This is a genomic window from Sphingobacterium puteale (assembly GCF_050986225.1).
GTDB classification, from domain to species: domain Bacteria; phylum Bacteroidota; class Bacteroidia; order Sphingobacteriales; family Sphingobacteriaceae; genus Sphingobacterium; species Sphingobacterium puteale.
Map to the genome: position 1 here is coordinate 3283985 of NZ_CP158959.1, position 25712 is coordinate 3309696.

At 41.1% G+C, this 25712-nt stretch carries 29 protein-coding genes; 21 read left to right on the top strand and 8 right to left on the bottom strand.

Features of this window, described 5'->3' with window-relative positions; all coding sequences use genetic code 11:
• Window position 1: 1 nt before the first annotated feature.
• The 6 genes from ABTV71_RS13945 (at window position 2) to ABTV71_RS13970 (ending at window position 6139) form a co-directional block, all read left to right on the top strand.
• Window positions 2-1213: an MFS transporter gene (locus tag ABTV71_RS13945; RefSeq protein WP_433903608.1), complete on the top strand. Its 1212-nt coding sequence runs from the start codon at window positions 2-4 to the stop codon at window positions 1211-1213.
• Window positions 1214-1234: 21 nt separating this feature from the next.
• On the top strand, window positions 1235-1777 hold the full coding sequence (locus tag ABTV71_RS13950; protein ID WP_077433726.1) for a carboxymuconolactone decarboxylase family protein: 543 nt from the start codon (window positions 1235-1237) through the stop codon (window positions 1775-1777).
• 174 nt (window positions 1778-1951) lie between these two features.
• Window positions 1952-2776: an SDR family NAD(P)-dependent oxidoreductase gene (locus tag ABTV71_RS13955; protein ID WP_077435763.1), complete on the top strand. Its 825-nt coding sequence runs from the start codon at window positions 1952-1954 to the stop codon at window positions 2774-2776.
• Between the two features lie 122 nt (window positions 2777-2898).
• Window positions 2899-3789 carry a helix-turn-helix domain-containing protein gene (locus ABTV71_RS13960; RefSeq protein ID WP_265713939.1) on the top strand — a complete coding sequence of 297 codons (891 nt, stop codon included), beginning with the start codon at window positions 2899-2901 and terminating at the stop codon, window positions 3787-3789.
• A 278-nt stretch (window positions 3790-4067) separates the two neighbouring features.
• Window positions 4068-5141, top strand: a complete 1074-nt coding sequence (locus ABTV71_RS13965) for an L-dopachrome tautomerase-related protein (protein WP_433903609.1) — start codon at window positions 4068-4070, stop codon at window positions 5139-5141.
• 62 nt (window positions 5142-5203) lie between these two features.
• Entirely contained in the window at window positions 5204-6139 is a 936-nt protein-coding gene (locus ABTV71_RS13970) for an NADP-dependent oxidoreductase (protein WP_433903610.1), read from the top strand.
• Window positions 6140-6343: 204 nt separating this feature from the next.
• On the opposite strand, the gene ABTV71_RS13975 is transcribed toward ABTV71_RS13970, so the two are convergent.
• The 4 genes from ABTV71_RS13975 to ABTV71_RS13990 form a co-directional block, all read right to left on the bottom strand.
• Complete coding sequence (locus ABTV71_RS13975; protein ID WP_282636116.1) at window positions 6344-6910, bottom strand: NAD(P)H-dependent oxidoreductase; 567 nt, start codon at window positions 6908-6910, stop codon at window positions 6344-6346.
• 5 nt (window positions 6911-6915) lie between these two features.
• On the bottom strand, window positions 6916-7719 hold the full coding sequence (locus ABTV71_RS13980) for an enoyl-CoA hydratase/isomerase family protein (RefSeq protein WP_433903611.1): 804 nt from the start codon (window positions 7717-7719) through the stop codon (window positions 6916-6918).
• A gap of 21 nt (window positions 7720-7740) precedes the next feature.
• Window positions 7741-8583: an alpha/beta fold hydrolase gene (locus tag ABTV71_RS13985; protein WP_433903612.1), complete on the bottom strand. Its 843-nt coding sequence runs from the start codon at window positions 8581-8583 to the stop codon at window positions 7741-7743.
• Between the two features lie 73 nt (window positions 8584-8656).
• Window positions 8657-9553 carry a helix-turn-helix domain-containing protein gene (locus ABTV71_RS13990; protein ID WP_433903613.1) on the bottom strand — a complete coding sequence of 299 codons (897 nt, stop codon included), beginning with the start codon at window positions 9551-9553 and terminating at the stop codon, window positions 8657-8659.
• 209 nt (window positions 9554-9762) lie between these two features.
• On the opposite strand from ABTV71_RS13990, the gene ABTV71_RS13995 reads away from it, so the two are divergent.
• From ABTV71_RS13995 to ABTV71_RS14030, 8 genes are all read left to right on the top strand, one after another.
• Window positions 9763-10206 (top strand): carboxymuconolactone decarboxylase family protein, encoded by a 444-nt coding sequence (locus tag ABTV71_RS13995; RefSeq protein WP_433903614.1) that lies wholly within the window; start codon window positions 9763-9765, stop codon window positions 10204-10206.
• A 235-nt stretch (window positions 10207-10441) separates the two neighbouring features.
• The gene (locus ABTV71_RS14000; RefSeq protein ID WP_433903615.1) at window positions 10442-11356 is read left to right on the top strand and encodes an oxidoreductase; all 915 of its coding nucleotides are present in this window, start codon (window positions 10442-10444) and stop codon (window positions 11354-11356) included.
• 31 nt (window positions 11357-11387) lie between these two features.
• The gene (locus ABTV71_RS14005; protein ID WP_433903616.1) at window positions 11388-12362 is read left to right on the top strand and encodes an SDR family oxidoreductase; all 975 of its coding nucleotides are present in this window, start codon (window positions 11388-11390) and stop codon (window positions 12360-12362) included.
• Window positions 12363-12391: 29 nt separating this feature from the next.
• The gene (locus ABTV71_RS14010) at window positions 12392-13195 is read left to right on the top strand and encodes a helix-turn-helix domain-containing protein (RefSeq protein WP_343539516.1); all 804 of its coding nucleotides are present in this window, start codon (window positions 12392-12394) and stop codon (window positions 13193-13195) included.
• A gap of 392 nt (window positions 13196-13587) precedes the next feature.
• On the top strand, window positions 13588-14061 hold the full coding sequence (locus ABTV71_RS14015) for a Dps family protein (RefSeq protein WP_433903617.1): 474 nt from the start codon (window positions 13588-13590) through the stop codon (window positions 14059-14061).
• 71 nt (window positions 14062-14132) lie between these two features.
• Window positions 14133-14828, top strand: a complete 696-nt coding sequence (locus tag ABTV71_RS14020) for a LytR/AlgR family response regulator transcription factor (RefSeq protein ID WP_182331728.1) — start codon at window positions 14133-14135, stop codon at window positions 14826-14828.
• Window positions 14829-14886: 58 nt separating this feature from the next.
• Window positions 14887-17094, top strand: a complete 2208-nt coding sequence (locus tag ABTV71_RS14025) for an ATP-binding protein (RefSeq protein ID WP_433903618.1) — start codon at window positions 14887-14889, stop codon at window positions 17092-17094.
• Between the two features lie 180 nt (window positions 17095-17274).
• A complete protein-coding gene (locus ABTV71_RS14030) occupies window positions 17275-18096 on the top strand; it encodes an alpha/beta fold hydrolase (RefSeq protein WP_433903619.1) in 822 nt (273 codons plus the stop codon).
• A gap of 151 nt (window positions 18097-18247) precedes the next feature.
• On the opposite strand, the gene ABTV71_RS14035 is transcribed toward ABTV71_RS14030, so the two are convergent.
• Window positions 18248-18382, bottom strand: a complete 135-nt coding sequence (locus ABTV71_RS14035; RefSeq protein WP_433903620.1) for a hypothetical protein — start codon at window positions 18380-18382, stop codon at window positions 18248-18250.
• Between the two features lie 69 nt (window positions 18383-18451).
• On the opposite strand from ABTV71_RS14035, the gene ABTV71_RS14040 reads away from it, so the two are divergent.
• The 3 genes from ABTV71_RS14040 to ABTV71_RS14050 all read left to right on the top strand — a co-directional run bounded on the left by ABTV71_RS14040 (window position 18452) and on the right by ABTV71_RS14050 (window position 20565).
• Window positions 18452-19498: a cupin domain-containing protein gene (locus ABTV71_RS14040; RefSeq protein ID WP_433903621.1), complete on the top strand. Its 1047-nt coding sequence runs from the start codon at window positions 18452-18454 to the stop codon at window positions 19496-19498.
• A gap of 96 nt (window positions 19499-19594) precedes the next feature.
• Window positions 19595-20056, top strand: coding sequence for a redoxin domain-containing protein (locus ABTV71_RS14045; RefSeq protein ID WP_433903622.1), 462 nt, complete (start codon window positions 19595-19597; stop codon window positions 20054-20056).
• Window positions 20057-20058: 2 nt separating this feature from the next.
• Window positions 20059-20565: a DsbA family protein gene (locus ABTV71_RS14050; RefSeq protein ID WP_433903623.1), complete on the top strand. Its 507-nt coding sequence runs from the start codon at window positions 20059-20061 to the stop codon at window positions 20563-20565.
• 71 nt (window positions 20566-20636) lie between these two features.
• Here ABTV71_RS14050 and ABTV71_RS14055 read toward each other — a convergent pair whose 3' ends face one another.
• Window positions 20637-20975 (bottom strand): winged helix-turn-helix transcriptional regulator, encoded by a 339-nt coding sequence (locus tag ABTV71_RS14055; protein ID WP_282636100.1) that lies wholly within the window; start codon window positions 20973-20975, stop codon window positions 20637-20639.
• A 103-nt stretch (window positions 20976-21078) separates the two neighbouring features.
• On the opposite strand from ABTV71_RS14055, the gene ABTV71_RS14060 reads away from it, so the two are divergent.
• The 3 genes from ABTV71_RS14060 (at window position 21079) to ABTV71_RS14070 (ending at window position 23336) form a co-directional block, all read left to right on the top strand.
• Window positions 21079-21825 carry an SDR family oxidoreductase gene (locus tag ABTV71_RS14060; RefSeq protein ID WP_282636099.1) on the top strand — a complete coding sequence of 249 codons (747 nt, stop codon included), beginning with the start codon at window positions 21079-21081 and terminating at the stop codon, window positions 21823-21825.
• Between the two features lie 305 nt (window positions 21826-22130).
• Window positions 22131-22877, top strand: coding sequence for an SDR family NAD(P)-dependent oxidoreductase (locus ABTV71_RS14065; RefSeq protein WP_433903624.1), 747 nt, complete (start codon window positions 22131-22133; stop codon window positions 22875-22877).
• A gap of 9 nt (window positions 22878-22886) precedes the next feature.
• On the top strand, window positions 22887-23336 hold the full coding sequence (locus ABTV71_RS14070) for a nuclear transport factor 2 family protein (protein WP_265713931.1): 450 nt from the start codon (window positions 22887-22889) through the stop codon (window positions 23334-23336).
• Window positions 23337-23391: 55 nt separating this feature from the next.
• On the opposite strand, the gene ABTV71_RS14075 is transcribed toward ABTV71_RS14070, so the two are convergent.
• The gene (locus tag ABTV71_RS14075; protein WP_433903625.1) at window positions 23392-23973 is read right to left on the bottom strand and encodes a TetR/AcrR family transcriptional regulator; all 582 of its coding nucleotides are present in this window, start codon (window positions 23971-23973) and stop codon (window positions 23392-23394) included.
• A gap of 176 nt (window positions 23974-24149) precedes the next feature.
• On the opposite strand from ABTV71_RS14075, the gene ABTV71_RS14080 reads away from it, so the two are divergent.
• Window positions 24150-24500: a winged helix-turn-helix transcriptional regulator gene (locus ABTV71_RS14080; RefSeq protein ID WP_172393480.1), complete on the top strand. Its 351-nt coding sequence runs from the start codon at window positions 24150-24152 to the stop codon at window positions 24498-24500.
• Between the two features lie 117 nt (window positions 24501-24617).
• Here ABTV71_RS14080 and ABTV71_RS14085 read toward each other — a convergent pair whose 3' ends face one another.
• Entirely contained in the window at window positions 24618-25577 is a 960-nt protein-coding gene (locus ABTV71_RS14085) for an NADP-dependent oxidoreductase (RefSeq protein WP_433903626.1), read from the bottom strand.
• Window positions 25578-25712 lie beyond the last annotated feature (135 nt).

A 25712-nucleotide genomic window follows, 5' to 3' on the forward strand; every position in this document is an offset into this window, starting at 1 on the left:
TATGAAAGCCCAAAAAATAGAATATTTACACATCAGCACCCTGCTCGCCTTTATCCTCATTCCTCTTGGAGGACTTACCACCGATATTTATATTCCCTCGCTGCCGGCGATGGCAGGTGATCTGGGCGTTTCCATGCAGCAGGTGCAGCTTTCCTTATTGCTTTTCATGGTAAGCTCCGGACTCAGCCAGCTTTTTATCGGGAGTATATTGGATAGCTTTGGGAGATACAGGATCAACTTGTTTGCCCTTATTGTATTTTCAATCGCCAGTTTTATTATTGCACTGGTTCCCCATATCGGTGTGATCTATGGAATGCGGATAATACAGGGAATAACAGTATCGCTGATTATCGTTGGAAAGAGGGCATTCTTTGTGGATATGTACAGTGGTGAAAAGCTGAAGCACTATACGAGCCTATTTTCAATTGTATGGGCAACGGCTCCTATTGTCGCACCATTTATTGGCGGATATCTACAGGTAACATTTGGCTGGCAGTCGAATTTTTATCTATTGGGCTTTTTGACAGCAGCTGTTCTGTTTTTCGAGTGGAGATATACCGGTGAATCGCTCCGTAAATTCCAGTCCTTTAACCGGAAGCAGATCCTAAATGTCTATTCAGGTATGCTTAAGACAGCGGATTTTAGTGTAGGGCTGCTTATTATCGGACTGAGCTATTCACTACTCGTTGTTTACGGGATCAGCAGTCCGTTTATTATCGAAAAAGTTTATGGTTATTCACCTGTTGTGACAGGCTACAGTTCGCTGGGTTCAGGAATTGCACTGATGCTGGGTGGAATCACCTCAAAGGTGTTGATAAACAAAAATCTCTTCTTAAAAATTAATACAGCTGTGATCCTACAATTGATTTTCGCAGGCCTGATGACCCTTATATCATCTGGGGCGAATGGATTTTATGTACTGCTTATTTTTACGCTGCTTATTCATTTCCTTTCCGGCTTTATTTTTAATAATGTCTATGCATACTGTTTACAGCGTTTTAGCAAGAATGCAGGAGTAGCAAGCGGGCTGACCGGCGGCGGTATTTACGTCATTAGCTCCATTGCCGGTTACGGCCTGATCAATTTATTTGAGATAAAAAATGTTCAGAGCATTGCAATGGTCAATCTACTGATCGTGGTTTTGACTTTCCTTGGGATTTTTATTTTTAAAAGATCAGTCGTTAGACGGGGGGAAATTGAAAGATTCAAGTAAACAATAATAAATAATAAGAATATGAAAACTATTACAGTTCCAAACAAAGAACAATTGAGCGAAGAAGCTCAGGTCATTTTATCATCAGTAGAGAAAAAAATGGGCAAGATCCCGAACCTTTATGCTACTATCGGATATTCTTCATCAGCTTTAAAAGCGATGCTGGAAACAGAAGCAACCTTAGCGCATCATTCTTCTTACACCGCAAAGGAAAGGGAAGCGATCAACTTGGTGGTGTCACAGGTAAATGATTGTGATTATTGTCTTGCTGCACATACCATGCTGGCTAAATTAAATGGTTTTAGTGAGGAGGACACTTTAGCAATCAGAAAGGGAAGTGTTGAGGATGTTAAATTGGATGCCATTATAAAACTTGCCCAATCGATCGCAAACAATAAAGGCAATGCCGGAAATGCTGCACTGGAAGACTTCTATAAAGCTGGTTTGGATGAGAAGGCGCTCGTAGAACTTACAGCCTTGGTTGCCCTTAGAAGTTTTACGAATTATGTTTTTGCAAATACCCAGATCCCGATTGATTTTCCGGCAGCAAAAAGTTTATCATAAGTGTTTTAATTGAAGTGTTGGTGAGAGCTTCTTTTAGAAATGGAAGGAGCTCTCTTTTTAACTAAGGTGTAGAGCTAAAGCTATATCGTAATTATGTGCTATTCTTCAGCTGAAATGAGTTAATGTATGAGTATGGATAAGGATAATTTTGGATTAACAAAAAAAGAAAAAACAATGAGCAAAATAATTTTTATAACAGGAGCTTCCAAAGGATTTGGAAAATTATGGGCTGAGGCCTTACTTAAAAGAGGCGATAAAGTTGCTGCTTCCGCTAGAAATATTGAAGCGTTGCAGGATTTAAAAGAGAAGTACGGTGACAGCATTCTTCCTGTGAAACTGGATGTCAACAACCGTACAGAAGTTTTTGAAGTAGTGGAGAAAGTAGAAAAACACTTTGGAAGAATTGATGTTTTGATTAATAATGCTGGTTTTGGTTTATTCGGAACGACGGAAGAAACAACAGAACAGCAGGCGAGAGACCAAATGGAAACCAACTTTTTTGGTTCACTTTGGGTAGCACAAGCAATTTTACCGGTGATGAGAAAACAAAGAAGTGGACATATCATTCAGATTTCCAGCTTTTTGGGATTAACGACGCTACCGCTTTTAGGATTGTACAATGCTTCAAAGTTTGCAGTCGAAGGACTAATTGAAACGATTGGTTCAGAAACAGCACATTTGGGAATCAAAACCACATTAATTGAACCTAATGGATTTGCAACGGATTGGGCAGGAGCTTCAGCGGTTCAGACTTCTTCGGATATTACCGATTACAATCCAGTACGGGAGGCATTTGCGGAAACAGGGGATAATCCTGATACTTGGGGAAAACCTGAATCGACAGTAGTGCCAGTTTTGAATCTTATTGACAATCAAAATCCTCCACAAAGATTATTGTTCGGTAAAATTGCTTATCACGTAGTCAATGAGGTTTACACCAAAAGATTGAACGATATCCAAAATTGGAAAGAGGTCAGCATTGCCGCACATGGGCATTAGATTTATTAGGAATGATGCGCGCAAAGAAATTGTTTTCTACAGTGTACTGTTTGCTTTTTTAGCTTAACTTCAGAGAATAAGTTGTAATAGAAAGAGATTGTCGAACATTCGAAAAAAATAAAATGAAACATTATAAAACCCTCACAGAATTGCACACCGGAAATGGCTGGGACGCTCCGGAGCATCCGCTCTTTAGTATGATCGGCTGTCAGGCGGCCTGTCCGCTGGGAAATAGGGAATTTACCACAGATTGCTACATTATCGCTTTCAAAAAAATAAAATCAGGGATGTTTATGTACGGACGTACAAAATACGACCACGATAATGGCTGTCTATTTTTTGCCAAACCACGGCAGATCATTGAAATGAAAGACCTTGAATTTGAAGAAAAAGGCTATATGTTGATGATTCACGAAGATTATCTGAACGGTCACGAGCTCTTTAAAAGCATTAACAATTATGGCTTCTTTGACTACGATGTAACGGAAGCGCTGCAACTTTCTCCAAAAGAAGAGCAGATTATTCTGGAGCTTCATGCGAAAATTCAGGGCGAATATTTTAATAATCCCGATGAATACAGCCGTGAGATTATCTTGAGTCATATATCATCGATTTTGAAATATGCACAGCGCTTTTACAAAAGACAGTTTATCGACAGAGAACAGGTTATTGGAAAAACAGCATCAAGATTCAATGATATCCTTAAAAAATATATTGATGAAAGAGGTCTGGAAAAAAACGGGTTGCCAAGCGTTACCGATATTGCCGACCAGCTGTTTATTTCGCCACGTTATTTAAGTGACGTACTGAAACAGGAAACTGGGAAAACTGCTTTGGAACTCATTCATATATTTTTGATTTCAGAGGCTAAAAATCTATTGAGATTGGGAGAGAAGGGAGTTGCGGAAATAGCCTATCACTTAGGATTCGAGAATGCTTCTTATTTTACAAAATTATTTAAGAAACAGACAGGTCTGAGACCTTTGGAATTCAGAAAATCACAGCTGAACTAATTACTGCAATTCTGCTTGTTAAAGTCACAATGAAACTTCATTAGTTTCCTGTGACTTTTTTTAATGATCCGATCCCCGGATTATTACCAATATGATGACTTTTTCGTTGGCGGCGAACAAGCAACTTTTGCTTAGAGAAGCGCCAAGCTTTCCTGGATTATCCTCCGTTATTGGAGGATTTTTGATTTTTCGTACGTCTGTGCTATTCTTTCCGTAAAATGAACTATTTATCCGCTGCAGTGCAATATAACTTTGCTATATCAAAAACAAAGCAAGTTATGAAGACAATAATTGGATTGATAGCATTTATAGCAGCCGTCTCATCGGTAAAAGCACAGCTTATTCCCGTAGCAAGTTCAACGGTCGTTTGGAATGGGGTAACAACAAATAGCGAAGGCAGGATCTTCGTTAATTTCCCCAGAATCGAGGGCGATAAAGGTATGAGGATCGGAGAGGTTCTGAAAAATGGGAAAATCATTCCCTATCCAAATGAAGAGTGGAACAATTGGAAGTTAGGAGCAGACGTAAATGAGAAGTTTGTAAGAACCAATTCTCTGAGAATAGGACCGGACGGTTTGCTTTGGATAGTAGATACAGGGACACCATCAATGGGACAAAAGCCATTAGTAGGAAATGCGTTGAAATTGGTTTCGATTGACATTAAAACCAATACCGTACAACAGATTATTCCACTTTCGGAAATTGCAAAACCTTCGACTTTCATTGATGATCTAAGAATTTCAGGAAACACGATTTATCTGACAGACGCCGGCGAACCAGCTTTAATAATCGTAGATAAAACAACTGGAAAAGGCAGAAGGGTTCTTGAAAATCATCCTTCAACCACCGATAATTTACCGATAAAAGCGGAAGGAAAAGTTATGAAAGATGAAAAAGGCAATGAAGTGAGAATCCACGCTGACCAATTAGAAATTTCTCCTGATGGAAAATGGCTTTATTTTCAGCCTGCAAGCGGCCCACTTTGGAGAGTGCAAACACAATATCTGAATGATGAAAATCTTTCCGAAAAAGATTTGGCTTCCAAAGTCAAATTATTCTATAAAACCCCATCAACAGGAGGGACAGCTATCGATGCAGATGGAAATATCTACGTAAGCGATGTCAATAACAGTGAAATCATCAAAATATCACAGGATGGAAAAGAAAGTCTCATCATTAAAGACAAAAGGCTACTCTGGGCAGACGCTTTATGGATTGATGACAATGGATATCTATGGATTCCGACAGGCCAGCTGAACCGTTTGGCGGCGTTTGAGAACGGAAAAAGTAGAGTGACATTTCCGGTTGTGATATATAAGCTGAAAATCAATGCGAAACCGTTAAGAAATTGAACTCATTTCAAGATTTAAATTAAAGTAATTCAAATAAATAACATTTAAAAAATATCAATATTATGAAAGCAATTGTATTAAAAGAAGCAGGAAATGTAGACAATTTAGCATGCGTAGAACTGGCAAAACCAACCATTAACGAAGGCGAAGTATTAATCCAAGTAAAAGCCATCAGCATCAATCCGGTAGATGTAAAAAGCCGCGCCGGAAAAGGAGTTTACGGAAGAATTAAAACAGAAAATCCATTGATTTTGGGTTGGGATATTTCCGGAATAGTAGAAGAAACTAAAAGTTCAGCTTTTAAAGTTGGCGATGAAGTTTTCGGAATGGTCAATTTTCCAGGCCACGGAAAAGCGTATGCAGAATATGTCGCAGCTCCGGCCCATCAATTAGCCCTAAAGCCCAAAAATATCTCTTTTGAAGACGCCGCGGCTTCCACTTTGGTTGCGCTAACTGCGTATCAGGCTTTGGTTCACCATGCGAATATTCAGCAAGGGCAAAATGTTTTGGTCCACGCAGCTTCTGGTGGAGTAGGACATATCGCCGTACAGATTGCCAAATATTTAGGGGCGAAAGTGACGGGAACTTCTTCCCCAAAAAATAAAGATTTTGTCTTGAGTTTAGGTGCAGATTCACATATCGATTATCACGTCTTCGACTGGAAATCAGCAGGCAGAACTTTTGATTTTGTATTGGATACAATTGGCGGGGACAATATCGACCATTCGCTCGAAGTGACGAAAGAAGGCGGTTCCATCATCAGTATTCCGACAGGTCTGAATGAAGATGTAACTTCAAAAGCAGAATCCAAAGGTGTGAAAGGTTATTTTATTCTTGTACAGTCCAGCGGAGATGATATGAAACAGATCGCTTCTTTATTGGAAAGTGGAGCCGTAAAACCTCATGTTTCCAGATCTTTTCCCTTTGAGCAAATGAGAGCAGCGCATCTGGAACAGGAAACGGGGAGAACGGTTGGTAAAATCGTGATTACTCTATAAAATTGTTTCAGCATTAAAATCAGGACTTTACTTTATTGTAGCTGGGATCCTTTTTATATGCTCTTCGCGCTTGCAGCGCCACGCCTGGCCTTCTGTCTGCAGGTGACGCTCTGGAAGCACAGATCGGGTCTATTGGATGTTGTATTATTAGCGGGATACAATAAGAGCCTTTTTTACAAAAGGCTCTTATGTATAAAGAAAAGTTTAAAAATAATTCGATAGGTGTGTTTGGTAATTAGCCAGTTCATTTTCGATGTTGGGATTCTTAAAAACATCGTAAAATGCAAATGTTGGCAAGGTTTGTATGCCTACGAATTCCAGTGTAGCAGTGAATGGTCTGGTGAACTCTTCCATGGAAAAATTCTCAAGAAGCTGTCCTTGTTGTTTGAAGGTTTCCTGCGGGGCATTCCATGTATTGACAACCATGCCTTTGCTTTGAAGCAACCCTCCGGTCCCATAATTGCCGCCTTTGTTTCGGCCATCACCCGCATATATTTTTCCGTAACCACTCATCAGTACCTTGTCGATATAATCTTTGGTCTTGGCAGGCATCCCAAACCAGTTTATCGGAAAATGAAATAAAATGCGGTCAGCATTCACCCATTTTTCAATCTCCTGTGGAATTTCGTAACCTTGATCTACGATAGTTTCAGCGATTTCATATCCTTTCGCTAGAAATAACTCTTTTGTTTTTTCAAAAATAGTATTGTTAAGTGTGCCTTCAGCAATTTGTGGCCACTTGATATGTCCATTGATAATGAATGCTTTCATTTTTATTATAAATATTTTCCAAGATTCAGTTCGACATCTCCATAAGTCTGCAATCCCTGATCCAGCAGATTTTTGATTCTTGTTGTGGCCTCCGGTTCTGTCAATGATGCAAAAAAACGATTCTGAGTTTCCATGATATGTTCGTTTTTTGGGATAACAACACGTTCATTCATAATGGATTTTATCGTAGCAATAATCTTTTTATCAAAAGAGGCTATTCTACGGGCAAGGTTCTCTACAAAAGCATCCAGTTTGTCATCTTCAAACGCACGGTTGATCCATCCATAGGCGGCAGCTGTTTCGGCATCATAATCATTACCGCTGAGAATAATTTCCAAAGCTCTTGCCTTTCCTGTCAATAAATGCAGCCTTTCAAGACCCCCGCCACCCGGAAAGGAACCAATACCTATTTCGGGCTGTGAGAAAAATGCTTTTTCTTTGCTTGCAAAACGCATATCGAAAGCTTGTATAAATTCGCTCCCTAGTCCTCTGGCTCTTCCTCTGATCGAAGCTATGCTGACAAATGGAGCCTGCTCTAGCCTTTTTGCAATATCTGGCCATGAAATAGAAAGTCCTGTTTCGCCGGTGCCCTTTGGGAACTCGAATATGTCGATCAGTTCGGCGTGCGCCACATAGAAGTCCGGGTTGGCACTTTCAAAGACAACCACTTTCAAATTACCATTTCCTTCCAGTTCTTCCATTGTTTCGCGAAGCTGAACAGAAAATTTTGGGTCAAAAATATTTACCGGGGGATTGTTTATAAAAACTTTCCAGTAGCTTGCGCTTACTTTATCAATTGTAAAAATCATAATAATATCTGTTGTTTATGTTTAAAAATCAGTGTTTAAAAAAAGGTTGATGTATCCGGCAATCAGTTTGGGATGCTGATGCTGAAGGCCATGCCCAGTTGCATTTACAATAATGTGCTGCATTGAAGGCGCCTTCTGAAGCAACGGAAACCAATTCTCAACCGCAAAGCTGATATCATGATCTCCAGAAATTACAAGCACAGCATTGGAAAGCGTCTCATATTGACCACGGAAGTTCTGGGCATCTTTTTTCATCACAGCAGAACCATCAAAGTATTTTTGGAATTTGTCTTGGGTTGATGGGACTTTTGAGCGGTCCAGCCTTTTTGCAATTCTGTCAAAGGAATGTTGTGACGCTTCCCGGCTTTTTTGATTGGTAGGTTCAAAAAATACAATTGTTTCATCTTCCAGATCATTGACCGGTTTTAATGCACGCTCGAAAAAGACGGGATCAAAAGGTACGAGATTTTCTCCAGGCGGGTTTGTTCCAATAAGAACCGCTTTTAAAACACGGTCCAGATTCAAAAATAGCGCGGCCTGAGCTACGAGCCCACCATAAGACCACCCTGCAACATGAAATAAATCATATTTCAGCCCAGTCATCAGTTTAATACCAACCAAGGCTACCTCAAGAATATCTGATGAAAGTTCACCTTCTGAATCGCCGATTCCGGGATAATCGAAGATAACGACTGTATTGTTTGTAGCTAATGAATCCAGGAAAAGGGGATCCCAGGTGTCAAGAATACCTCTAAAACGATTATAAACAAGTACAGGGAAACCACTCCCAAAATTTCTGTAGGCTATTTTTACACCATCTATTGTGCTGAATTTTGTCTCAGCATTTGAAAAAAATGAATTCATTGTCAAAGGTTTTATTGTCTATCCAAAAGTATTGGAATAGACCTGCGACCTTTAACACAAATCAGGGATTGTATTATACTTTTCCTAGATTTCTGGAGTCGGTAGGTGATACACCTTTTACATTCTTAAAGAACCTTGAGAAATAAGGCAAATTTGCAAATCCCAGTTGATGGGCTATCTCACTGACAGTCATGTTTGTCTGAAACAACAATATCTCAGCCTGTTCAACGATAAATTCGTGGATTACGCGACTTGTACTTTTTCCGGCTTCGGAGCGAAGGAGTTCTGTCAGATAATCAGCAGAAATACTGAGCTTCTGAGCCACAAACGACACCGTTGGTAAACTTTTAACTGGTGTGGACAGGTCTTTATAATAGTCCCGAAGTACCATCTTTACCTTCGATAATATTGTAACAGGAGCTACAGCTTTGTTTTTAAATTGACGCTCATAAAATACGTCCGCATACGAAAGGACCGTATTGAGCAAGGATAGAATAACATTACTGTTTGCATTTGCTTTGTTTTCTGTAAGCTCCATGTGAATTCTGGTAAAAAGCCATGTAATAATCTCTTCTTCCTGGGCAGTCATAAACAGGGCGTCATTAATTTCATAACTGAAATATTTGTATTGCTTAATTTTGCTGGCTATTGGATGTTGTTTAATCAGATCAGGGTGAAAAACAAATGCATATCCATCCCAAAAAGTAAGACTTTCCCAGGATACAACCTGGCCTGGTTCACTAAAAAGCATTAGACCATTTTCAGTATGGTATTTATTGTAACCATAGTTGATATCACCGGTAAAGTTCTTTTTCAAAGAGACTTTGAACAGGTTGACCTGAATCTCTCCGCTTGTCTGCGGAAAATTGGGAATTGCCTGCTTACATACTCTGCTATCCATTAAAGGGTGTAAAGGCGAAGAAAGGTTCAGATATTTATTGTAGGAAGTTAGGTCGGCGAATGTTTTCATGCTACAAAAATGCAATATAGTTTTTAAATAATGGCTGCCAAGTCAGACATTATATATTACTAGTGGAGTTGACTCACGTTGCTTCTTATCTGGGCTTTACACCGGAGTATCTCAGCGAAATCCGCAAAAAGAATTTTTCTTAAACCCGTTTAAGTTTTTCCGGCTCTCCATTTTCCAAATTTGTAGTATCAAATTAAAAAATAAGAAACATGGAAAAACGTATCAACATCAGCACAACGGAACCACTGGCATTCAAAGCAATGTTAGGATTGGAAGGTTATCTTTCAAAAATTGATATCTCACAAACGCTAAAAGAGCTCGTCAAAATCCGTGCATCACAGATCAACAGCTGTGCTTACTGTATCAGCATGCACACCAAGGATGCCATTAAAAATGGTGAAAAACCGGAGCGTATCTTTTTGTTGAGTGCCTGGAGGGAGGCTGCCAAATTTTTCACCGAGGAAGAGCAGGTCATACTGGCTATGACAGAGGAAATAACCCTTATCCACCAACATGGATTAAGTGAAGAAACCTACAGCAAGGCATCCCAAATTTTCTCCGAAAGCCAGATCGCTCAGATCATCATGCTCATCGTCACCATCAATGGCTGGAACCGCATTGCTTTGAGTACTCATCTGGAAATTGAAGATTAAAGATCAGGAATACAGGGATCTGTAGCGATAAAACAGAAGTATTTCTTTAGATCCCTTTATTCGACACTTTTTAAATTAAAAGCTGATGTCAATGCACGGCTTTAAAAAATTTTTGATTGCAAACCGGTAGCTTAAAAGGAAAAGTGAACTCCACAACAAAGAAAATTTGAACTTCACAACAAAACGGCGTAACAGCTATTCCACGAATTTTGTAGAAGAATAAAAACAAAGGGTTATGTGGACAAAAAATAACATTCCTGATTTATCAGGGAAAATAGCAATCGTGACGGGATCAAACACAGGCATAGGGTTTGAAACAGCAAAAGCATTGTTTGAAGCAGGCGCACATGTGACCATTGCCGCACGGGATTTCCAGAAAGGAAAAGATGCGATCAAAAAAATCCAGTCCGAAACGGCTGGGATGGGAACATTGGACTATGGAATGCTCGACCTTGCAAACATCGGCCAGATTCGGCAGTTTGCAGATCACTTTATGCGAAAGCATACAAAACTGGATATGCTCATCAATAATGCCGGCGTAATGGTTCCCCCGGCCGCTAAAACGGATGACGGATTTGAATTGCAGTTCGGCGTAAACTTTATGGGGCACTTTGCGCTGACAGGATATTTGCTGCCGCTCATTAAGCAGACAGCCAATGCCCGGGTAGTGACTCTATCCAGTGGGGCGGCTACTTTGGTGGATAGCATAGATTTTGACAACCTCAAACTGGAAAAGAGCTATGATGAATGGCGTGAATATGCGGTGAGCAAGCTGGCAGATATCTTGTTTACCTATGAGCTGGACAGGAGATTCAAAAATGCCCGTATGTCAGCCATTTCTGTGGCGGCGCATCCCGGCGTCACGCGAACCGATCTGCAGCGGAATATCCCGGGTGAAAATCTGGAAGGCATGTTTGCCGCATTTGATCAGGTGATGGAGCCATGGCAGGGTGCCCTGTCCAGCCTGTTTGCTGCGACAGATCCATCTGTCGAAGGCGGTAAATTCTATGGCCCGGACGGTCCGAAAGAATACGCGGGATATCCGGCCCTATCAAACCATCATACCGCAGCGATGAACGATGAAGCGCTTGCCAAAAGGCTCTGGGATTATGCGGAAAACGCCATACAATTGATCTACAAATTCCAATAATTGACCTACGAATTCAAATAATTGATCCGAAATGAACAATCAAACAGTTTTAGTAACCGGTGGTACCGGATTTTTAGGCGTTAATACTATTCTTGCACTACTTGAGCGGGGATTTACCGTAAGAACAACACTGCGCACGCTCGCCCGAAAAAACGAGATTCTAGATGCCCTTACAGCAGGAGGCATCAGCACGTTTGATCAGCTGTCTTTTTATGAGGCCGATCTGCTTTCCGACAGCGGTTGGGATGAAGCGGCGCAGGGATGTGACTATGTCCTGCATGTGGCCTCGCCATTTGTCGCCGAGCAGCCCAAAGATGAAAATGAGCTGATTATCCCTGCAAGAGAAGGTACGTTGAGAGCGTTGAGAGCGGCGAAAAAAGCAGGGGTTAAGCGTGTCGTGCTCACATCCTCTTTTGCTGCGATCGGTTATAGCACCGATCCCAGAAATCATGTTTTTACAGAACTTGACTGGACGGATGAAAACGCACCGATACAGGCTTATATAAAATCAAAAACAATAGCAGAAAAGGCTGCATGGCATTTTATGGAGGATGCGGCCACAGCTATGGAGTTAACGGTCATCAATCCCGTCGGAATTTTTGGCCCTATGCTCGGCGGAATTTCCTCAGCTTCACTGGATACGGTCGTCAAGGGAATTATTGATGGGCTGATCACGGAAAATGCGCCCTTCACCTTCGGTGTGGTGGACGTACGCGATGTCGCTGATATCCATATCAGGGCGATGCTACATCCCCAAGCTGCCGGACAAAGATTTCTCGCAACATCGGAAGGGGCAATGTCTTTTTATGACGTAGCCGAACTGATCAAAAAAGAACGTCCCGAACTGGCCGGAAAAATTGCTTCCATGCAGCCCACTCCAGTCGAAGAGTATACGCAAATGTCTAACAAAAAAGCGACAGAAATGCTAGACTGGCATCCCCGTGTGAAAGAACAAGCGATACTTGCAAGCGTGGATTGTTTAAAATTTAGTCAGGTACAGGATTAATCGCTAGGGAACAGTATATTTGGTAAACCATGAAAGTAAACAACATCCAATCCTGCCACCTTGGCCCGGACATCTCTCCGGAAAACTATATACCGGAAAACTATTTTCTATACTTATTGAAGGGCGATATGACGGCTTACGACGGCGAAAAAAACTACACAATGACACCGGGCGACTATTGTATCGCCCGGAAAAATCATTTGGTACGTTATACGAAATACAAGGACAATGATGCGTTTGAAAAAATCATTATCACCCTGGATGAGGCATTCCTGAAGCGATTTCTTGAACGGCATGTGTATGAAATCCAGCCATCAACCATCGGTGACTCCTTTATTTTTATACCGGAAAACAAGCTCATCAAGAATTTTATAATATCCCTGGAACCCTATTATACCGGTGATCTGGAGATCAATGCGGATTTTGTTGACGTCAAGAGAGAGGAATTGCTGATTATTCTATTGAAATCGAATCCTGACCTGATTCACATACTGTTCAATTTCTCGTTGCCTGATCGGATTAATTTAAAGGAATACATGAACAAAAATTTCAGGTTTAACATCAGCCTGGAAAAATTTGCATTTTTTACAGGGAGGAGCCTATCGACTTTCAAGCGGGATTTTCAACGCTTATTCGGAACGACCCCGGGCATCTGGCTCAAGAAAAAAAGACTGCAGGAAGCTTATTTTCAAATCGCCGAGCAATCCAAAAAACCAAGTGATGTCTATCTCGAAGTAGGTTTTGAAGATCTGTCGCATTTTTCCTATGCGTTCAAGAAAGAATTCGGAAAGACGCCAAATGAGATAGCAAAGCCCGTTTCAAATCGGATTTAATAACAATTGGCAAAAGTTCAACTAAAAATCCAGTTGACTGTGAGATTAAACTAAAAAACCTATCCCGGGCATTTCATGTATAATGTCGTTCTTGAAGCTGGAATAAGCTTTAAGGAAACCATCAGGTTGCATAAGTACATTTACTGACACCCTGAGTGTAAAAACATAGAGCCACTGCGCGTTTTGCAGTGGACTTCCCCCATCATCGCCTCAACGATTAATATTCCCTTTTTAACGATACTTTATGCCCGTCCGATGGATAGTGAATTCGGCGGACGGTAAATAGGCCTAGATTTACATCAGTAAACACAAATCAATCAAAAAAAGGCCAAAAGGTCTGATTATATATCATTAGAAAAATATAATTATCAAACACTCAATTTATAAATATCATGAAAGCAAACATTGGAATAAACGAAGCAAGCACAGATGCTGTTGCTGCACAATTGGCAAAATTATTGGCTGATGAAACTGTCCTTTATATCAAGACCCGAAATGCACACTGGAATGTTACGGGAGACAATTTTCACGCAAACCACATATTCTTTGAGGAGCAGTACAAGCAGTTGGACGAACTTATTGACAGCGTTGCTGAACGTCTGCGTAAAATTGGGCATTATGCACCAGCGACGATGAAGAGCTACCTGGAACTGACACACCTTACCGAGTATAGTGACAGGACAAATGATGGTCTTGGCTACATGAAAGACCTGCTGGCAGACCACGAAAGTATCATTGAATTTTTACGTGGAAATATTACACCTTTTGCCGAGGAATTTAAAGATTATGGAACCAGCGACTTCATTACGGGACTGATGGAAAGCCATGAGGAGATGGCATGGATGATCCGTTCATATTTTAGATAGGAGCTATTGGATAGCGATAAAAAAAGAAAGTAATAAGTATATTTGTCATATTAACATATATACTTATTACTATGAAAGCTCTGATTGTTGACGATAATGATATTGCAAGAACGACCTTGGCCCATTTGGCAAAGCAGGTTCCTGACCTTACCATCGTGCAGGAATTTTCAAACGCTATGGAGGCCTACCATTTTATTCAGAAAAACGAGGTTGACCTGCTCTTTCTGGATATTGAAATGCCTGAAATGACAGGTATTGAGCTTACCAAAAGTTTATCGGGAAAAGATACAATCATTATTTTCACTTCCTCCAAAAAAGAATATGCGATCGAGGCTTTTGAGCTTAATATCGCGGATTATATTTTAAAGCCCATTTCTCCTGTCCGGTTTTTACAGGCCGTGGAGAAAGCCCAGGCAATCCTGGATAGCAGAAAAGACCATGTGCATATCAGCAATGATGAATTTTTATTTGTCAGAGATGCTAACGTGACAAGACGCCTGAAGCTTGAAGATATCTTTTACGCTGAGGCCATGGGAGATTATGTAAAATTTTATACAAAGGAAAAGATGTTTGCCATTCATGGCAAGATGAAAACTGCGGAAGAGCGTTTGCCGAAGAATGATTTTATCAGGGTGCATCGGTCTTTTATTGTATCTATCAGTAAAATAGATACTTTACAGGACGGTGGTATTGTGATAAACGGTACATTCATTCCGGTAGCAGATGCGTACCGTAAGGCTTTAAATACAAGAATGAATGTATTTTAAATCACCTACTGTTTTTCCTCTTAAGCTATTACTTAACCAATCCTCTTAACTTTTGTTTATGACAAGTAATTCTATAATGAACAGTAAACGGTTTAGCTACTTTATAATTCTGACATTTATAGCGGGAACAATACTGCTTATTGCCGTTCAGGTCAATTCGGCCAGAAATACAGAAGCACTTATCCATAACAATAACACACTGCTGAACGAGCTGCGTTCGAGCAATCATCTGCGGGAGATCGACCGCGATATCCTTGGCGTGGAAAGTAGGATCAGGGCATCGATAGCCACCAACGATACGACCCATCTGGAAGGGATCGACAAAAAGATAAATGAGATCGAGAACTTTCTAGACTCTTTGTCCAAAGATAATGCAGACCCTGTGGAAGAAAAGCTGATACAGCGACTCGGGGTACTGGCTATGGACAAAAAAATAGTCCGAGATCAGCTTCTGGCACGTTATAGTTCCTTAGGAAACATGGATGACCAGACTTCTATTGCCAATCCAAGAGCCCGAATTATTTCCAACGAAATTACGGGAATAACAGCGAAGATCTATAAAAGTAGGCAATTGCACATGAGTGAGCTCAGCTTGCAGAGTGAGGAAATGGGCAGAAAAGCACGGCTATACGATATTTCCCTATTGGTTTTATTGATTTTGAGCGGTTCGGTAGTCGGTTTCCATATCCTACGCCAGTTCCGCCGGCAACGTGTGCTGATCGAGGAATTGGACGCTGCGGAAAAGAAAGCTTCCATTGCAGCGCAGACCAAGGAGAACTTCCTTGCCAATATGAGCCACGAAATTAGAACCCCGCTCAGTGGAATTCTCGGATTTACGAACCTGCTGCAAAAAAGAAACCTGGACGCTACCTCTTCTGAGTTTGTTTCCTCAATTCAACAATCGGGAGAGAATTTAATGACGATCATCAACGATATTTTGGACCTTTCCAAAATCGAGGCCGGTATGATGCGTATTACTGTCGGTACATTCAGTATCAGTGGATTGTTAAATTCTGTTGAAACATTTTTTGTTCAACGGGCAAAAGAAAAAGGACTATTGATTTCAAGTAAGATCGACAAGTCGATTCCGGATACGCTAATGGGGGATGCGACGAGGTTAACCCAGATTTTGGTCAACTTGATTGGAAATGCCATTAAATTTACCAAACAGGGCAGTATCCATATCGAAATTTATCAACAGAGCAGGAGCGAAAAGGAAGTTGTGGTTGGATTTGTCGTCACAGATACCGGAATTGGAATTGACAAGGAAAAACTCGATGAAGTGTTTGAACGCTTTAATCAAGGCGAAGATTCCATTACCCGCAATTATGGCGGAACAGGACTTGGATTGTCTATCGTAAAAAACCTCGTGCTGCTCCAGCACGGCGATATTGAAGTACAGAGCGAGCAGGGAAGCGGCACAACGTTCAAGTTTTTTATTCCTTACGGTATAGCACAAGAGCAACTAGCAATAGCACCCGTGGCTCATACTGATTATTTTAAAGATCAATCCAATGTACCGCTTCATATTTTGGTGGTTGATGATAACATGATGAACCAGAGCCTGATGAAGCATCTGCTCGGACAATGGAATGTAGATTTTGACATTGTTTCCAATGGACAGGAGGCTGTGGAGTATCTGAAAAATAATCAGGCCGACCTTGTGTTGATGGATTTACAGATGCCACAGATGGATGGTTATGCTGCAACGCAGCACATCAGGGAAGTGTTGCAATTGGATATTCCAATCATTGCCATGACTGCACACGCTTTGGCAGGTGAACGAGAAAAATGCCTCAGCAGGGGAATGAACGAATATATTTCCAAACCCATCAATGAAGAAGAGCTCTTTAAGCTTATTACAAATTTTGGGCTAGGGATTGATGGCAAACAGCAGATCGAAGATAAAGATAGTGAAGATTTCAATTATTTAAATCTGGTTTACATGCACACAGTGAGCCGTGGAGACATAAGTTTCGAAAGGAAGGTGACCCGCCAGTTTATTGACAAAATTCCAGGCCAGCTTCAGGAGCTAAAGGCTGCTTACGCAAGTCAGGATTTCTCCAGATTTAAATTAAGAGCACATGATTTTAAAACCAGTGTCGCCATTATGGGATTGCTTCCTGTTCTTGATGATAAGCTGGGAACACTTGAACTTACAACCGAACAGAACACCTTATCGGAAGGTGTTTTAACCGAAGTCGAGCAGATCCTTACCACAGCCGTCGAGGAAGCTCAACGTTTATTGGCAAGCTACACGGACTAAGGTATACATTAACAATAAGTAATTGAAAAGATCATCAGGTCATGCTTGATGATCTTTTTTGTTGTCTGTTTAACGACTCATTTTGCCCATTCGTCGAATGATTTTTGAAATTGGCTAATTGTTCCTGTAGTTTTATGGTAGCAAAAAGAAAATACATATTCACATTTAAACCAAATAGCTATGAGCACTTTAAAACTAAAAGACGGAACAGAAATTTTTTACAAAGATCAAGGACAGGGTCCAGTATTGATGTTTCACCACGGCTGGCCATTATCTTCCGATGACTGGGATGCACAGGTGATTTTCTTCCTACAAAGGGGGTATCGCGTAGTCACTCATGATCGGAGAGGCCATGGCAGATCGAGTCAGGATATTTACGGGCACACCATTGAGCAGTACGCTGCTGATGCTGCCGAGCTTGTTGAATTTCTCGACCTAAAAGATGCCATTCATATCGGTCACTCAACAGGTGGGGGTGAGGTCATTCGTTATGTGAACAAATATGCTAATGGAAGAGCAAAGAAAGCTGTACTTATCAGTGCTGTTCCTCCGATCATGGTACAAAATGAAAGTAACCCCGATGGTGTGCCGATGGAGGTATTCGATAATATCAGGGATCAGACTTTGAACAATAGACAACAATTTTATATCGATCTAACACTTCCATTTTACGGTTACAACAGAGCGGGAGCCGATGTTAAGGAAGGAATTCGGAGAAACTGGTGGAGACAGGGTATGATGGGGGGAATTGTTGCCCATTATGAGGGTATCAAAGCTTTTTCTGAAACAGATTTCACAGAAGATTTGAAAGCAGTTGATATTCCTGTCCTGGTGCTGCACGGAGAGGATGATCAGATTGTTCCTTACGAAAATGCCGGCGTTAAATCTGCTAAACTCTTAAAGAACGGAACCTTGATTACTTACCCGGGTTTTCCGCACGGTATGCCTACGACAGAGGCTGCTACGATCAATAAAGATATTCTAGCCTTTATTGAATCTTAAAACAGCCGAACCAAAAAGTATAAAAAAGTGAGCTCCATGGCTCACTTTTTTTGTTAACGAGTAATTAAGAATGCCCCACTCATTTTATAAGCCTTTCAATTTAGCATATTTAGACTGTTCGAATTAGCACATGCAGCTTATCGGTGAATACCTACATTTTAAAAAGATAAGTCTGGAAGCGGCTCCCGATAAACGAATAATTTGACTGATCATTGGAAGGACGAATGTCTTGCGAGAGCACTTGTTCAACGATCATATCTGCCTGTTCACCGAATGTCAACATCAATGGAATCCTTTCTTCGGTAAATTTACTTTAGTAAAAAAGAGGAAGATCAATCATTAAAAAAATAATATTATGAAAACGGCATCATTAAGCTTCAAGTATGAATTAGAAAAAAAAGAACCACGCACAAACGATGGTGGCACCACCAGAGGTGCTTCTGTAACTGACTTCCCAGCTTCGATCGGAATCGCAGGTGTGTCGATGCGATTACAGCCGGGTAGTATGCGAGAGCTCCATTGGCATGCAAATGCTGCTGAATGGGCCTACGTCATTTCAGGAACCGTTCGTACGACCATTATTCATCCGGACGGTCATAGCTATACCGACAATTTTGAGCCGGGTGATGTATGGTATTTTCCGAAAGGTTATGGACATTCAATTCAGGCAACAGGAACTGAAGAGTGTCACTTCATCCTGATATTTGACAACGGTAATTTTTCCGAAGACCACACGTTTAGCGTAACTGACTTCGTTGCCAGTATGCCTCCAGAAATTGTCGCTCAGAATTTAGGGTTGACTTTGGAAGAAGTTGCTGAGCTGCCGAAAAAAGAAGCCTATTTCGCCGCAGGTATTGTCCCGGATGAATTGTCGTTTAATGCTGCTGCAAGACCAGAAGAATCTGATATAGAGCTTACTAATTTACATCGTTATCCGCTTCACGCACAACAGCCTAGAATCATTCCCGGAGGTGGTCTTCAGCGATTGGTTACAAGTAAAGAGTTTCCGATCAGTACGACCATGGCCGGTTCTATTCTTGAATTGCAGCCTGGGGCACTTCGGGAAATGCACTGGCATCCGAATGCCGACGAGTGGCAGTATTATATTTCTGGCCAGGCGCAGATGTCTGTTTTTCTTGCCGAGGGTACTGTAGTCACTGAACAGTTCAATGCAGGTGACGTAGGCTATGTACCCATAGGAGCCGGACACTATATTAAAAATACAGGTGATACGGTATGTCGCGTTCTTATCGGATTTAACAGCGGGAAATACGAGTCTATTGATCTGAGCGAGTGGCTTTCAGGCAACCCTAAAGATGTCGTGGTGACAAATTTCGGGCTGACGGATGGAGAGATTGAAAAATTTCCAACAAAAAAGATTTTTATTCAACCTAAAAAATAAAACTTATGCTGCCTGAAAAGAAAGTTTTTCTGTCCGCGGTTTGACTACTGGCAGCGGCATTTATATTTCCTATATCAACTATTAAAGAATAAAATTATGTTCGAACAAAATACTGTTGCACCAGATTTTACCTTATTTGCAACACCAGACCAGAAAGTTACATTATCCGAATTTAAGGGCCGTAACGTGATCTTAGCATTCTATCCTGCCGATTGGAGTCCAGTCTGCAGTGATCAGATGGCACTGTACAATGAAATGCTCAAGTACTTCAAAAAGTATGACGCAGAACTGTTCGGAATCTCTGTGGACAGCAAATGGTGCCATCTGGCTTTTTCGCAGTCCCGTAAACTACACTTTCCGCTACTTGCAGACTTTGAGCCAAAGGGTGGGGTAGCAAGGAAATACGATGTCTATAATGAGAATGAAGGGCAGTGCAACCGCGCTCTTTTTGTAATCGATAAAGAAGGTATCATCCAATGGAGCTACAAATCACCGACGGCGGTAAATCCCGGTGCAGATGGAATATTGGAAGCTCTTGAAAATCTTAAAATAAAATAGTTATGTCATTAAAAATACCTGTCAGTACAACTGACCACGCCCAAGGCAATCTAAATGCCGATTTAGTTATCGTAGAGTATGGTGACTATCAATGTCCTTACTGTGGAGCCGCTTATCCGGTGCTAAAGAAGCTCTTGAAAAAATTTAGCGGAGAGGTGAAATTTGTATTTAGAAACTTCCCACTTTCAGAAATGCATGCATATGCGCTTCCGGCCGCGATCGCTGCAGAAGCTGCTTCTTTGCAGGATAAGTTTTGGGAAATGCACGATGCCATTTACGAAAATCAGCGGAACCTTGACGAGCAGTATCTTTTTAAAATAGCAGAAAAAATAGGATTAGATATGGAAAAGTTTAAATCCGATATACAAAAAGAGGAGTTGGCGAATAAAATCGATGCCGATTTTCAGGGCGGAGTTATCAGCGGAGTCAATGGGACACCATCGTTTTATGTTAATGGCAAAAAGTTCAACGCCGGAGCTGAAGACCTTTTCAAGCTTTTCATTAAATAAAAAAGGAGATCTATCAGCGCAGTACTACCATCAGCGACTTTTTAGCTGATGGTAGTACATAGAATACGATTCTAAACCTTATCTTCCACAATCATTTTTCGATGTTCTCTACCCCAAATAATCATTTCCGAAATAATATTCCCGAAAGTCCTGCAATATGCAGTGGGTTCATATTCAATTAAAACAGGAGTATCGGGATAAACAGTTCGTTTAACCAACTTATTTAACTCCATATCTTTCAGTTCTTTTGAAAGCATTCTTGTCGTAATCCCGGGGATACTTCTTTCAATTTCGCGAAAACGTCGGTTGCCATTGCAAAGCGAATTAATGACAGGGATTCTCCACTTACCTCCAATGAAATAAAGGGTGTCCTGCAACGCTCTAAGTTCTTCAGTCTGATCTCTTTCCATGGTTACAAAGTTAAATGATATAATCAATGATACTGATATACTCCGTTATACTGATAACAAAAGTATACCATTTCCCTTATAACTTTGTAAAAAAATCAAAGAAATGAAAAAGTTGAATAACAAATTAGCCATCGTAACAGGTGGAAACAGCGGAATAGGATATGCAACCGCAAAAGAGTTAATCGCAGAAGGAGCACAAGTAATTATCACCGGTAGACGAAGAGAAGCCATTGAAAAGGCTGCTGAAGAGTTAGGGGCCATATCTTTTGTGGCGGATCAGGGAAAATTGGATGACATTGATCATTTCAAAACCGAAGTTGAAAAGCAATTCGGAAAAGTTGACATCCTGTTTATCAATGCCGGAATCACGGGAACTTTAGGTCCGATCGAAAATATGAATGCCGAGAATTTTGACAATGTAATGGGTATTAATTTCAGAGGAGCTTATTTTACCTTGAGCAAATTTATTCCCCTGTTGAATGATGGTGCCTCAGTGGTGTTCCTTTCATCCAACGTTGCGACCACCTCTAAACCAAATAGTTCGATTTACCAGGCAAGCAAAGCAGCATTGAATTCCATTGCAAAAACCGCTGCCGCAGAATTGGCACCAAGAAAAATCAGAGTAAATTTGGTCAGTCCGGGGCCTACAAAAACGGAGATTATGACCAAAGCAGGATTGGACGAAAAAACATTGGAAGGTCTTGATGAATGGTTAATCAGCGGAATCCCTTTACAAAAAATGGGAACTGCGGAAGATGTAGCGAAAGCTGTTATTTACCTGTCAGATAACAATGTGGCAAGTTTCATGACCGGAACGGAAATCCTTATGGACGGTGGAATGGTCTTATAATCTTCCCCAATCTTCCTATTAGAGGTTCCATTAACTGAAGCGTTTTCTTAAACTCGAAGCAAAAAGGGCTAAAAACCAAGACTTAGCAAACCCGACAGCAGAGTGAGATGCCTAATACTTTTATTCTGTATTGTATCTGGTTTTCGGGAAACCGAAAAGTTAATTACATCGGATCTACAAAGTTAGAAATTAGTTTATAAGCCCGCTGGTTTAAATATCATTGGTGATACCAACTTAAAAAGTGATTCTCATAATGATTAATTTTGGAACTAAAATTCCAGTAATTGAAAAATACTTTAAAACAAATGAAAACACTAGAAAATAAGACCGCATTTGTAACAGGCGGTACAAGAGGAATGGGAGAAGCAATTGTCAGACGTTTTGCTTCCGAAGGAGCCAATGTCGTATTCACCTACGCCAACTCAGCAGAAAAAGCTGAAAAGATGGTAGCGGAAATAGAAGCGCAGGGGGTAAAAGCGCTTGCAATCCATGCTGATGCCTCAGAAGCAGGACGTTTAGAGAATGCACTGGATCAGGCTAATGCCAAATTCGGAAAGATTGATATCCTTGTAAATAATGCCGCTGTTGCCATTCCGGGAACAATCGACCAAGCGTCCCTTCAGGTTGAAGGCTACGATAAGATGATAGACGTGAATATCCGCGCCGTAGCTGAAGCGGTTAGAACAGTTATTAAATTTATGCCCGATGGCGGAAGAATCATCAACATAGGCTCCGTTGGTGGAAATAGAATTGGAGGCCCCGGCATGGCTGATTACGTTGCGACCAAAGCTGCGGTTTCGGCATACAGCAGAGGGCTTGCATGGGATCTCGGCTCAAGAAATATTACAGTGAATGCAATTCTGCCCGGCGCAACTGATACGGATATGATGCCAAAAGACGAGGAGATCCGTCAGGCTTATACAAATGCTATTCCGCTTAAGCGTCTTGGAAAGGTGGAGGAAATTGCTGCACTTGCAAACTTCCTTGCCGGACCTGAATCTTCCTATATTACCGGTAGCAGTATCGTAATTGACGGCGGTATCAGCGCATAACGTATGGCTATGAAAAATTTAAGTCATGAAGATCTCACTGCAATTGTCGAGATCAAAAACGTAATGGCCCGCTACACCAGGTTTGTCGATACAAAACAGTGGGATTCCTTTAAAGAATTATTTGACAAAAATGCCCATATGCTCTTCGAAGGAGAAAAAGGCGAGCGGCTTTTTGAGTTTAACAGTCCCGAAGAAATGGTGAATGTCACCGCACCTGTGCTGGAAGGTGGCCGCTCTGTCCATCATGTGCATAGCCCAGAAATTGAACTGTTGTCCGAACACCGTGCCACAGCGATATGGGCAATGGAAGATCTGATCAACTTTGCTAAGCGGGAAGAGATTCCCTACAAAAAGCTGCATGGTTTTGGTCATTACCATCTAGAACTGCTTAAAACAGAACAAGGGTGGAAGATCACCAGACTTCAGCTTATAAGAACCATATTGGATATTTTGGTTTAGACTACTATTAATTAATAAGGGGAACCGGGTTTCTGAAATGGAACCCGGTTTTTTATCATTTTAAAATGGAAAGTGTGTGTCCGATCATTTTGCGGCAGGCCTCTTCATCCATTCCCGCTTTGGTGGATACGACTATTCCTGACATAGTGTTTATCAAAGAGTCGGTGACAGTTTCTATATCGAGATTGCTGTGCGAAGGAGAGGAGTTCTTGAGCATTTCCAGGAAATGTAAGATTGCATCCCTGCTGTCGTTGTAGCTTTGCCGGATGATCTGGAGGGCCTGCTCATCGTGCGGACCGAACTCAATGATGGAGTTAACAAGGAAACATCCATTGGGCATTCCGGGTTGGTAGCATCCTTTGACAGCCAGATCGAAGATCTTGCTGATACCCTCCCTCGGGTTTTTGGCACTGCGCCTGATCTGCTCAAGGGCGTCAGTGGTTAATTTTGAATAACGATGGAGAGCCCTTATTAAAAGACCGCGTTTGTCACCAAATGTTGCATATAGGCTTGAGCGGCTGATCTTAAGGTGGTTGACGAGTTCTTCAGGTGAGGTTGCATGATAACCCAGCTGCTGAAAAAGAACAATCGATCTGTCCAGTATATCTTCTTCAATAAAATTTTTTTTTCTGCCCATCGTAATAAAAACTGTAATGCACACCGCTTGATAGACAAATTTAAGGTTTTATTATTTACTGTTAGCCTGGCAGTATCACGGGAGGAACCACCTAAGATTTAAATTTAAGAGCAAAAAAAATCAACGAGTTGACTGCCTGATCGTTGAAAATATTTTAATAATTTTAATAAAAAAATATGAAAGATATTAATGTCATTCCTTTGACCGCAGAAAATACGCGGGCCCTGCAGGACACCATATATGTGATCGGAGGGAAGTGGAAGTTACCCATTCTGTTTTCAATCTGCAGTGGCAATAAGCATTTTAAGGATATTCAACGCAGTATTCCGGGGATTACCACAAGAATGCTATCCAGGAGTTTAAAAGAGCTTCTGGATAATAAGATTATTACAAGAAGAGCGTATTCTGACAGTCCTGTCATCATCGAATACGAATTTACTGAATATTCCAAAGAATACGCCTTACTGATAAACCAGATGATCGAGTGGGGAAAAAGGCACCGTAAATTAATTATTGAAAGTATCTAGCGCTTTCAATAAGTTTATCTTCTGGCTTTTAAACAAAAAATCTTATCAATTCTGATAAGATTTTTTGTTACCGGGCAATCAAGCAGTATATCTGCCAAAAGTTATCATGCTGCAAACCTACTGCAAACTAACAACAATCTTACCGGTTGTATGGTTTGTCTCCATTTCCTGATGAGCTAGCGCCATTTCTTCAAGTTTAAATGTTTTTGAAACGTGCGGTCGAAGGATACCCTTGCCCATTAAATGGGCCAAAGCTTTTATGTCCGTTCCACTTGATATTACTGCGTTGTAGAAAATGTTGACATTTTTTTCTTTTGCCAAAACTTCCCATTTTGTTCCCTCGATGTGGTTCCATAAACTCAGTAGGTTTCCGCCCGGCTTTAGCAACTTGATGGTCTGCTCGATATGTTCATCACGCAAGGCCTCAATTACATAATCCACAGGCTGAAGGATATCCAGAAAATTTGTTGTCTGATAATCTATAAATTCATCTGCACCAAGCTCCATAAGGAGCTCTTTTTTTGAACCTGAGGCTATCGCAATAACATATGCTCCGAAGCTCTTCGCAATCTGAATGGCCAGATGCCCGACACCGCCACCTGCTGCTGTGATCAGAACTCGGTCTCCGGGTTTAATTTTGACTTTATTTAGAGGTTGCCAAGTCGTTAAAGCTGCAAGAGGCGCAGCGGCAGCTTGCTGATAAGAGATATTTTCCGGTTTCAGCGCAATATCCCTGATACGGGCAACTACATATTCTGCATACCCTTTGGCATGTCCCGGGCTGCTGGAAGTCGGGAAATTGAGCAGACCAAAAACTGCGTTTCCTACTTCAAAGTCTGATACACCTTCACCCAGCTCCACAATATCACCCGCAACATCCCAGCCCAGTATTTTAGGTGATTCACCGTTAAATATATAATCCAATGCTACATTTGTCCTGGCATAAATATCTGTAGGGTTGATTCCTATAGCCTTTGCTTTTACCAATACTTCACCTTTACCAGGACTAGGAACGGGTAGATCTTTTAATTCCAATTGCGAAACATCACCCTGCTTTTTTAAAATAACTGCTTTCATTTTTCTGTATTAAAAACTAATACAAAATTAGGAAGATAGCACTGTCGATTTATTGCCAATATCATCAATGATACTAAGCGCTGCACGTTCTTTGCCAGTAAAACTTTCTAAAAAAATCAAGTATGATAAAGCACC

What these genes read in the sequence shown, in the direction of transcription:
- ABTV71_RS14060 (WP_282636099.1), top strand. Translation starts at nt 21,079, where the DNA reads ATGAAAAAGTTGAATAACAAATTAGCCATCGTAACAGGTGGAAACAGC.
- ABTV71_RS13960 (WP_265713939.1), top strand. Translation starts at nt 2,899, where the DNA reads ATGAAACATTATAAAACCCTCACAGAATTGCACACCGGAAATGGCTGG.
- ABTV71_RS13950 (WP_077433726.1), top strand. Translation starts at nt 1,235, where the DNA reads ATGAAAACTATTACAGTTCCAAACAAAGAACAATTGAGCGAAGAAGCT.
- ABTV71_RS13990 (WP_433903613.1), bottom strand. Translation starts at nt 9,553, where the DNA reads ATGAAAACATTCGCCGACCTAACTTCCTACAATAAATATCTGAACCTT.
- ABTV71_RS14000 (WP_433903615.1), top strand. Translation starts at nt 10,442, where the DNA reads ATGTGGACAAAAAATAACATTCCTGATTTATCAGGGAAAATAGCAATC.
- ABTV71_RS14005 (WP_433903616.1), top strand. Translation starts at nt 11,388, where the DNA reads ATGAACAATCAAACAGTTTTAGTAACCGGTGGTACCGGATTTTTAGGC.
- ABTV71_RS14010 (WP_343539516.1), top strand. Translation starts at nt 12,392, where the DNA reads ATGAAAGTAAACAACATCCAATCCTGCCACCTTGGCCCGGACATCTCT.
- ABTV71_RS13980 (WP_433903611.1), bottom strand. Translation starts at nt 7,719, where the DNA reads ATGATTTTTACAATTGATAAAGTAAGCGCAAGCTACTGGAAAGTTTTT.
- ABTV71_RS14075 (WP_433903625.1), bottom strand. Translation starts at nt 23,973, where the DNA reads ATGGGCAGAAAAAAAAATTTTATTGAAGAAGATATACTGGACAGATCG.
- ABTV71_RS14040 (WP_433903621.1), top strand. Translation starts at nt 18,452, where the DNA reads ATGAAAACGGCATCATTAAGCTTCAAGTATGAATTAGAAAAAAAAGAA.
- ABTV71_RS14025 (WP_433903618.1), top strand. Translation starts at nt 14,887, where the DNA reads ATGACAAGTAATTCTATAATGAACAGTAAACGGTTTAGCTACTTTATA.
- ABTV71_RS14015 (WP_433903617.1), top strand. Translation starts at nt 13,588, where the DNA reads ATGAAAGCAAACATTGGAATAAACGAAGCAAGCACAGATGCTGTTGCT.
- ABTV71_RS14020 (WP_182331728.1), top strand. Translation starts at nt 14,133, where the DNA reads ATGAAAGCTCTGATTGTTGACGATAATGATATTGCAAGAACGACCTTG.
- ABTV71_RS14045 (WP_433903622.1), top strand. Translation starts at nt 19,595, where the DNA reads ATGTTCGAACAAAATACTGTTGCACCAGATTTTACCTTATTTGCAACA.
- ABTV71_RS13995 (WP_433903614.1), top strand. Translation starts at nt 9,763, where the DNA reads ATGGAAAAACGTATCAACATCAGCACAACGGAACCACTGGCATTCAAA.
- ABTV71_RS14050 (WP_433903623.1), top strand. Translation starts at nt 20,059, where the DNA reads ATGTCATTAAAAATACCTGTCAGTACAACTGACCACGCCCAAGGCAAT.
- ABTV71_RS13975 (WP_282636116.1), bottom strand. Translation starts at nt 6,910, where the DNA reads ATGAAAGCATTCATTATCAATGGACATATCAAGTGGCCACAAATTGCT.
- ABTV71_RS14055 (WP_282636100.1), bottom strand. Translation starts at nt 20,975, where the DNA reads ATGGAAAGAGATCAGACTGAAGAACTTAGAGCGTTGCAGGACACCCTT.
- ABTV71_RS14085 (WP_433903626.1), bottom strand. Translation starts at nt 25,577, where the DNA reads ATGAAAGCAGTTATTTTAAAAAAGCAGGGTGATGTTTCGCAATTGGAA.
- ABTV71_RS14070 (WP_265713931.1), top strand. Translation starts at nt 22,887, where the DNA reads ATGAAAAATTTAAGTCATGAAGATCTCACTGCAATTGTCGAGATCAAA.
- ABTV71_RS14030 (WP_433903619.1), top strand. Translation starts at nt 17,275, where the DNA reads ATGAGCACTTTAAAACTAAAAGACGGAACAGAAATTTTTTACAAAGAT.
- ABTV71_RS13970 (WP_433903610.1), top strand. Translation starts at nt 5,204, where the DNA reads ATGAAAGCAATTGTATTAAAAGAAGCAGGAAATGTAGACAATTTAGCA.
- ABTV71_RS13955 (WP_077435763.1), top strand. Translation starts at nt 1,952, where the DNA reads ATGAGCAAAATAATTTTTATAACAGGAGCTTCCAAAGGATTTGGAAAA.
- ABTV71_RS14080 (WP_172393480.1), top strand. Translation starts at nt 24,150, where the DNA reads ATGAAAGATATTAATGTCATTCCTTTGACCGCAGAAAATACGCGGGCC.
- ABTV71_RS13965 (WP_433903609.1), top strand. Translation starts at nt 4,068, where the DNA reads ATGAAGACAATAATTGGATTGATAGCATTTATAGCAGCCGTCTCATCG.
- ABTV71_RS13945 (WP_433903608.1), top strand. Translation starts at nt 2, where the DNA reads ATGAAAGCCCAAAAAATAGAATATTTACACATCAGCACCCTGCTCGCC.
- ABTV71_RS14065 (WP_433903624.1), top strand. Translation starts at nt 22,131, where the DNA reads ATGAAAACACTAGAAAATAAGACCGCATTTGTAACAGGCGGTACAAGA.
- ABTV71_RS13985 (WP_433903612.1), bottom strand. Translation starts at nt 8,583, where the DNA reads ATGAATTCATTTTTTTCAAATGCTGAGACAAAATTCAGCACAATAGAT.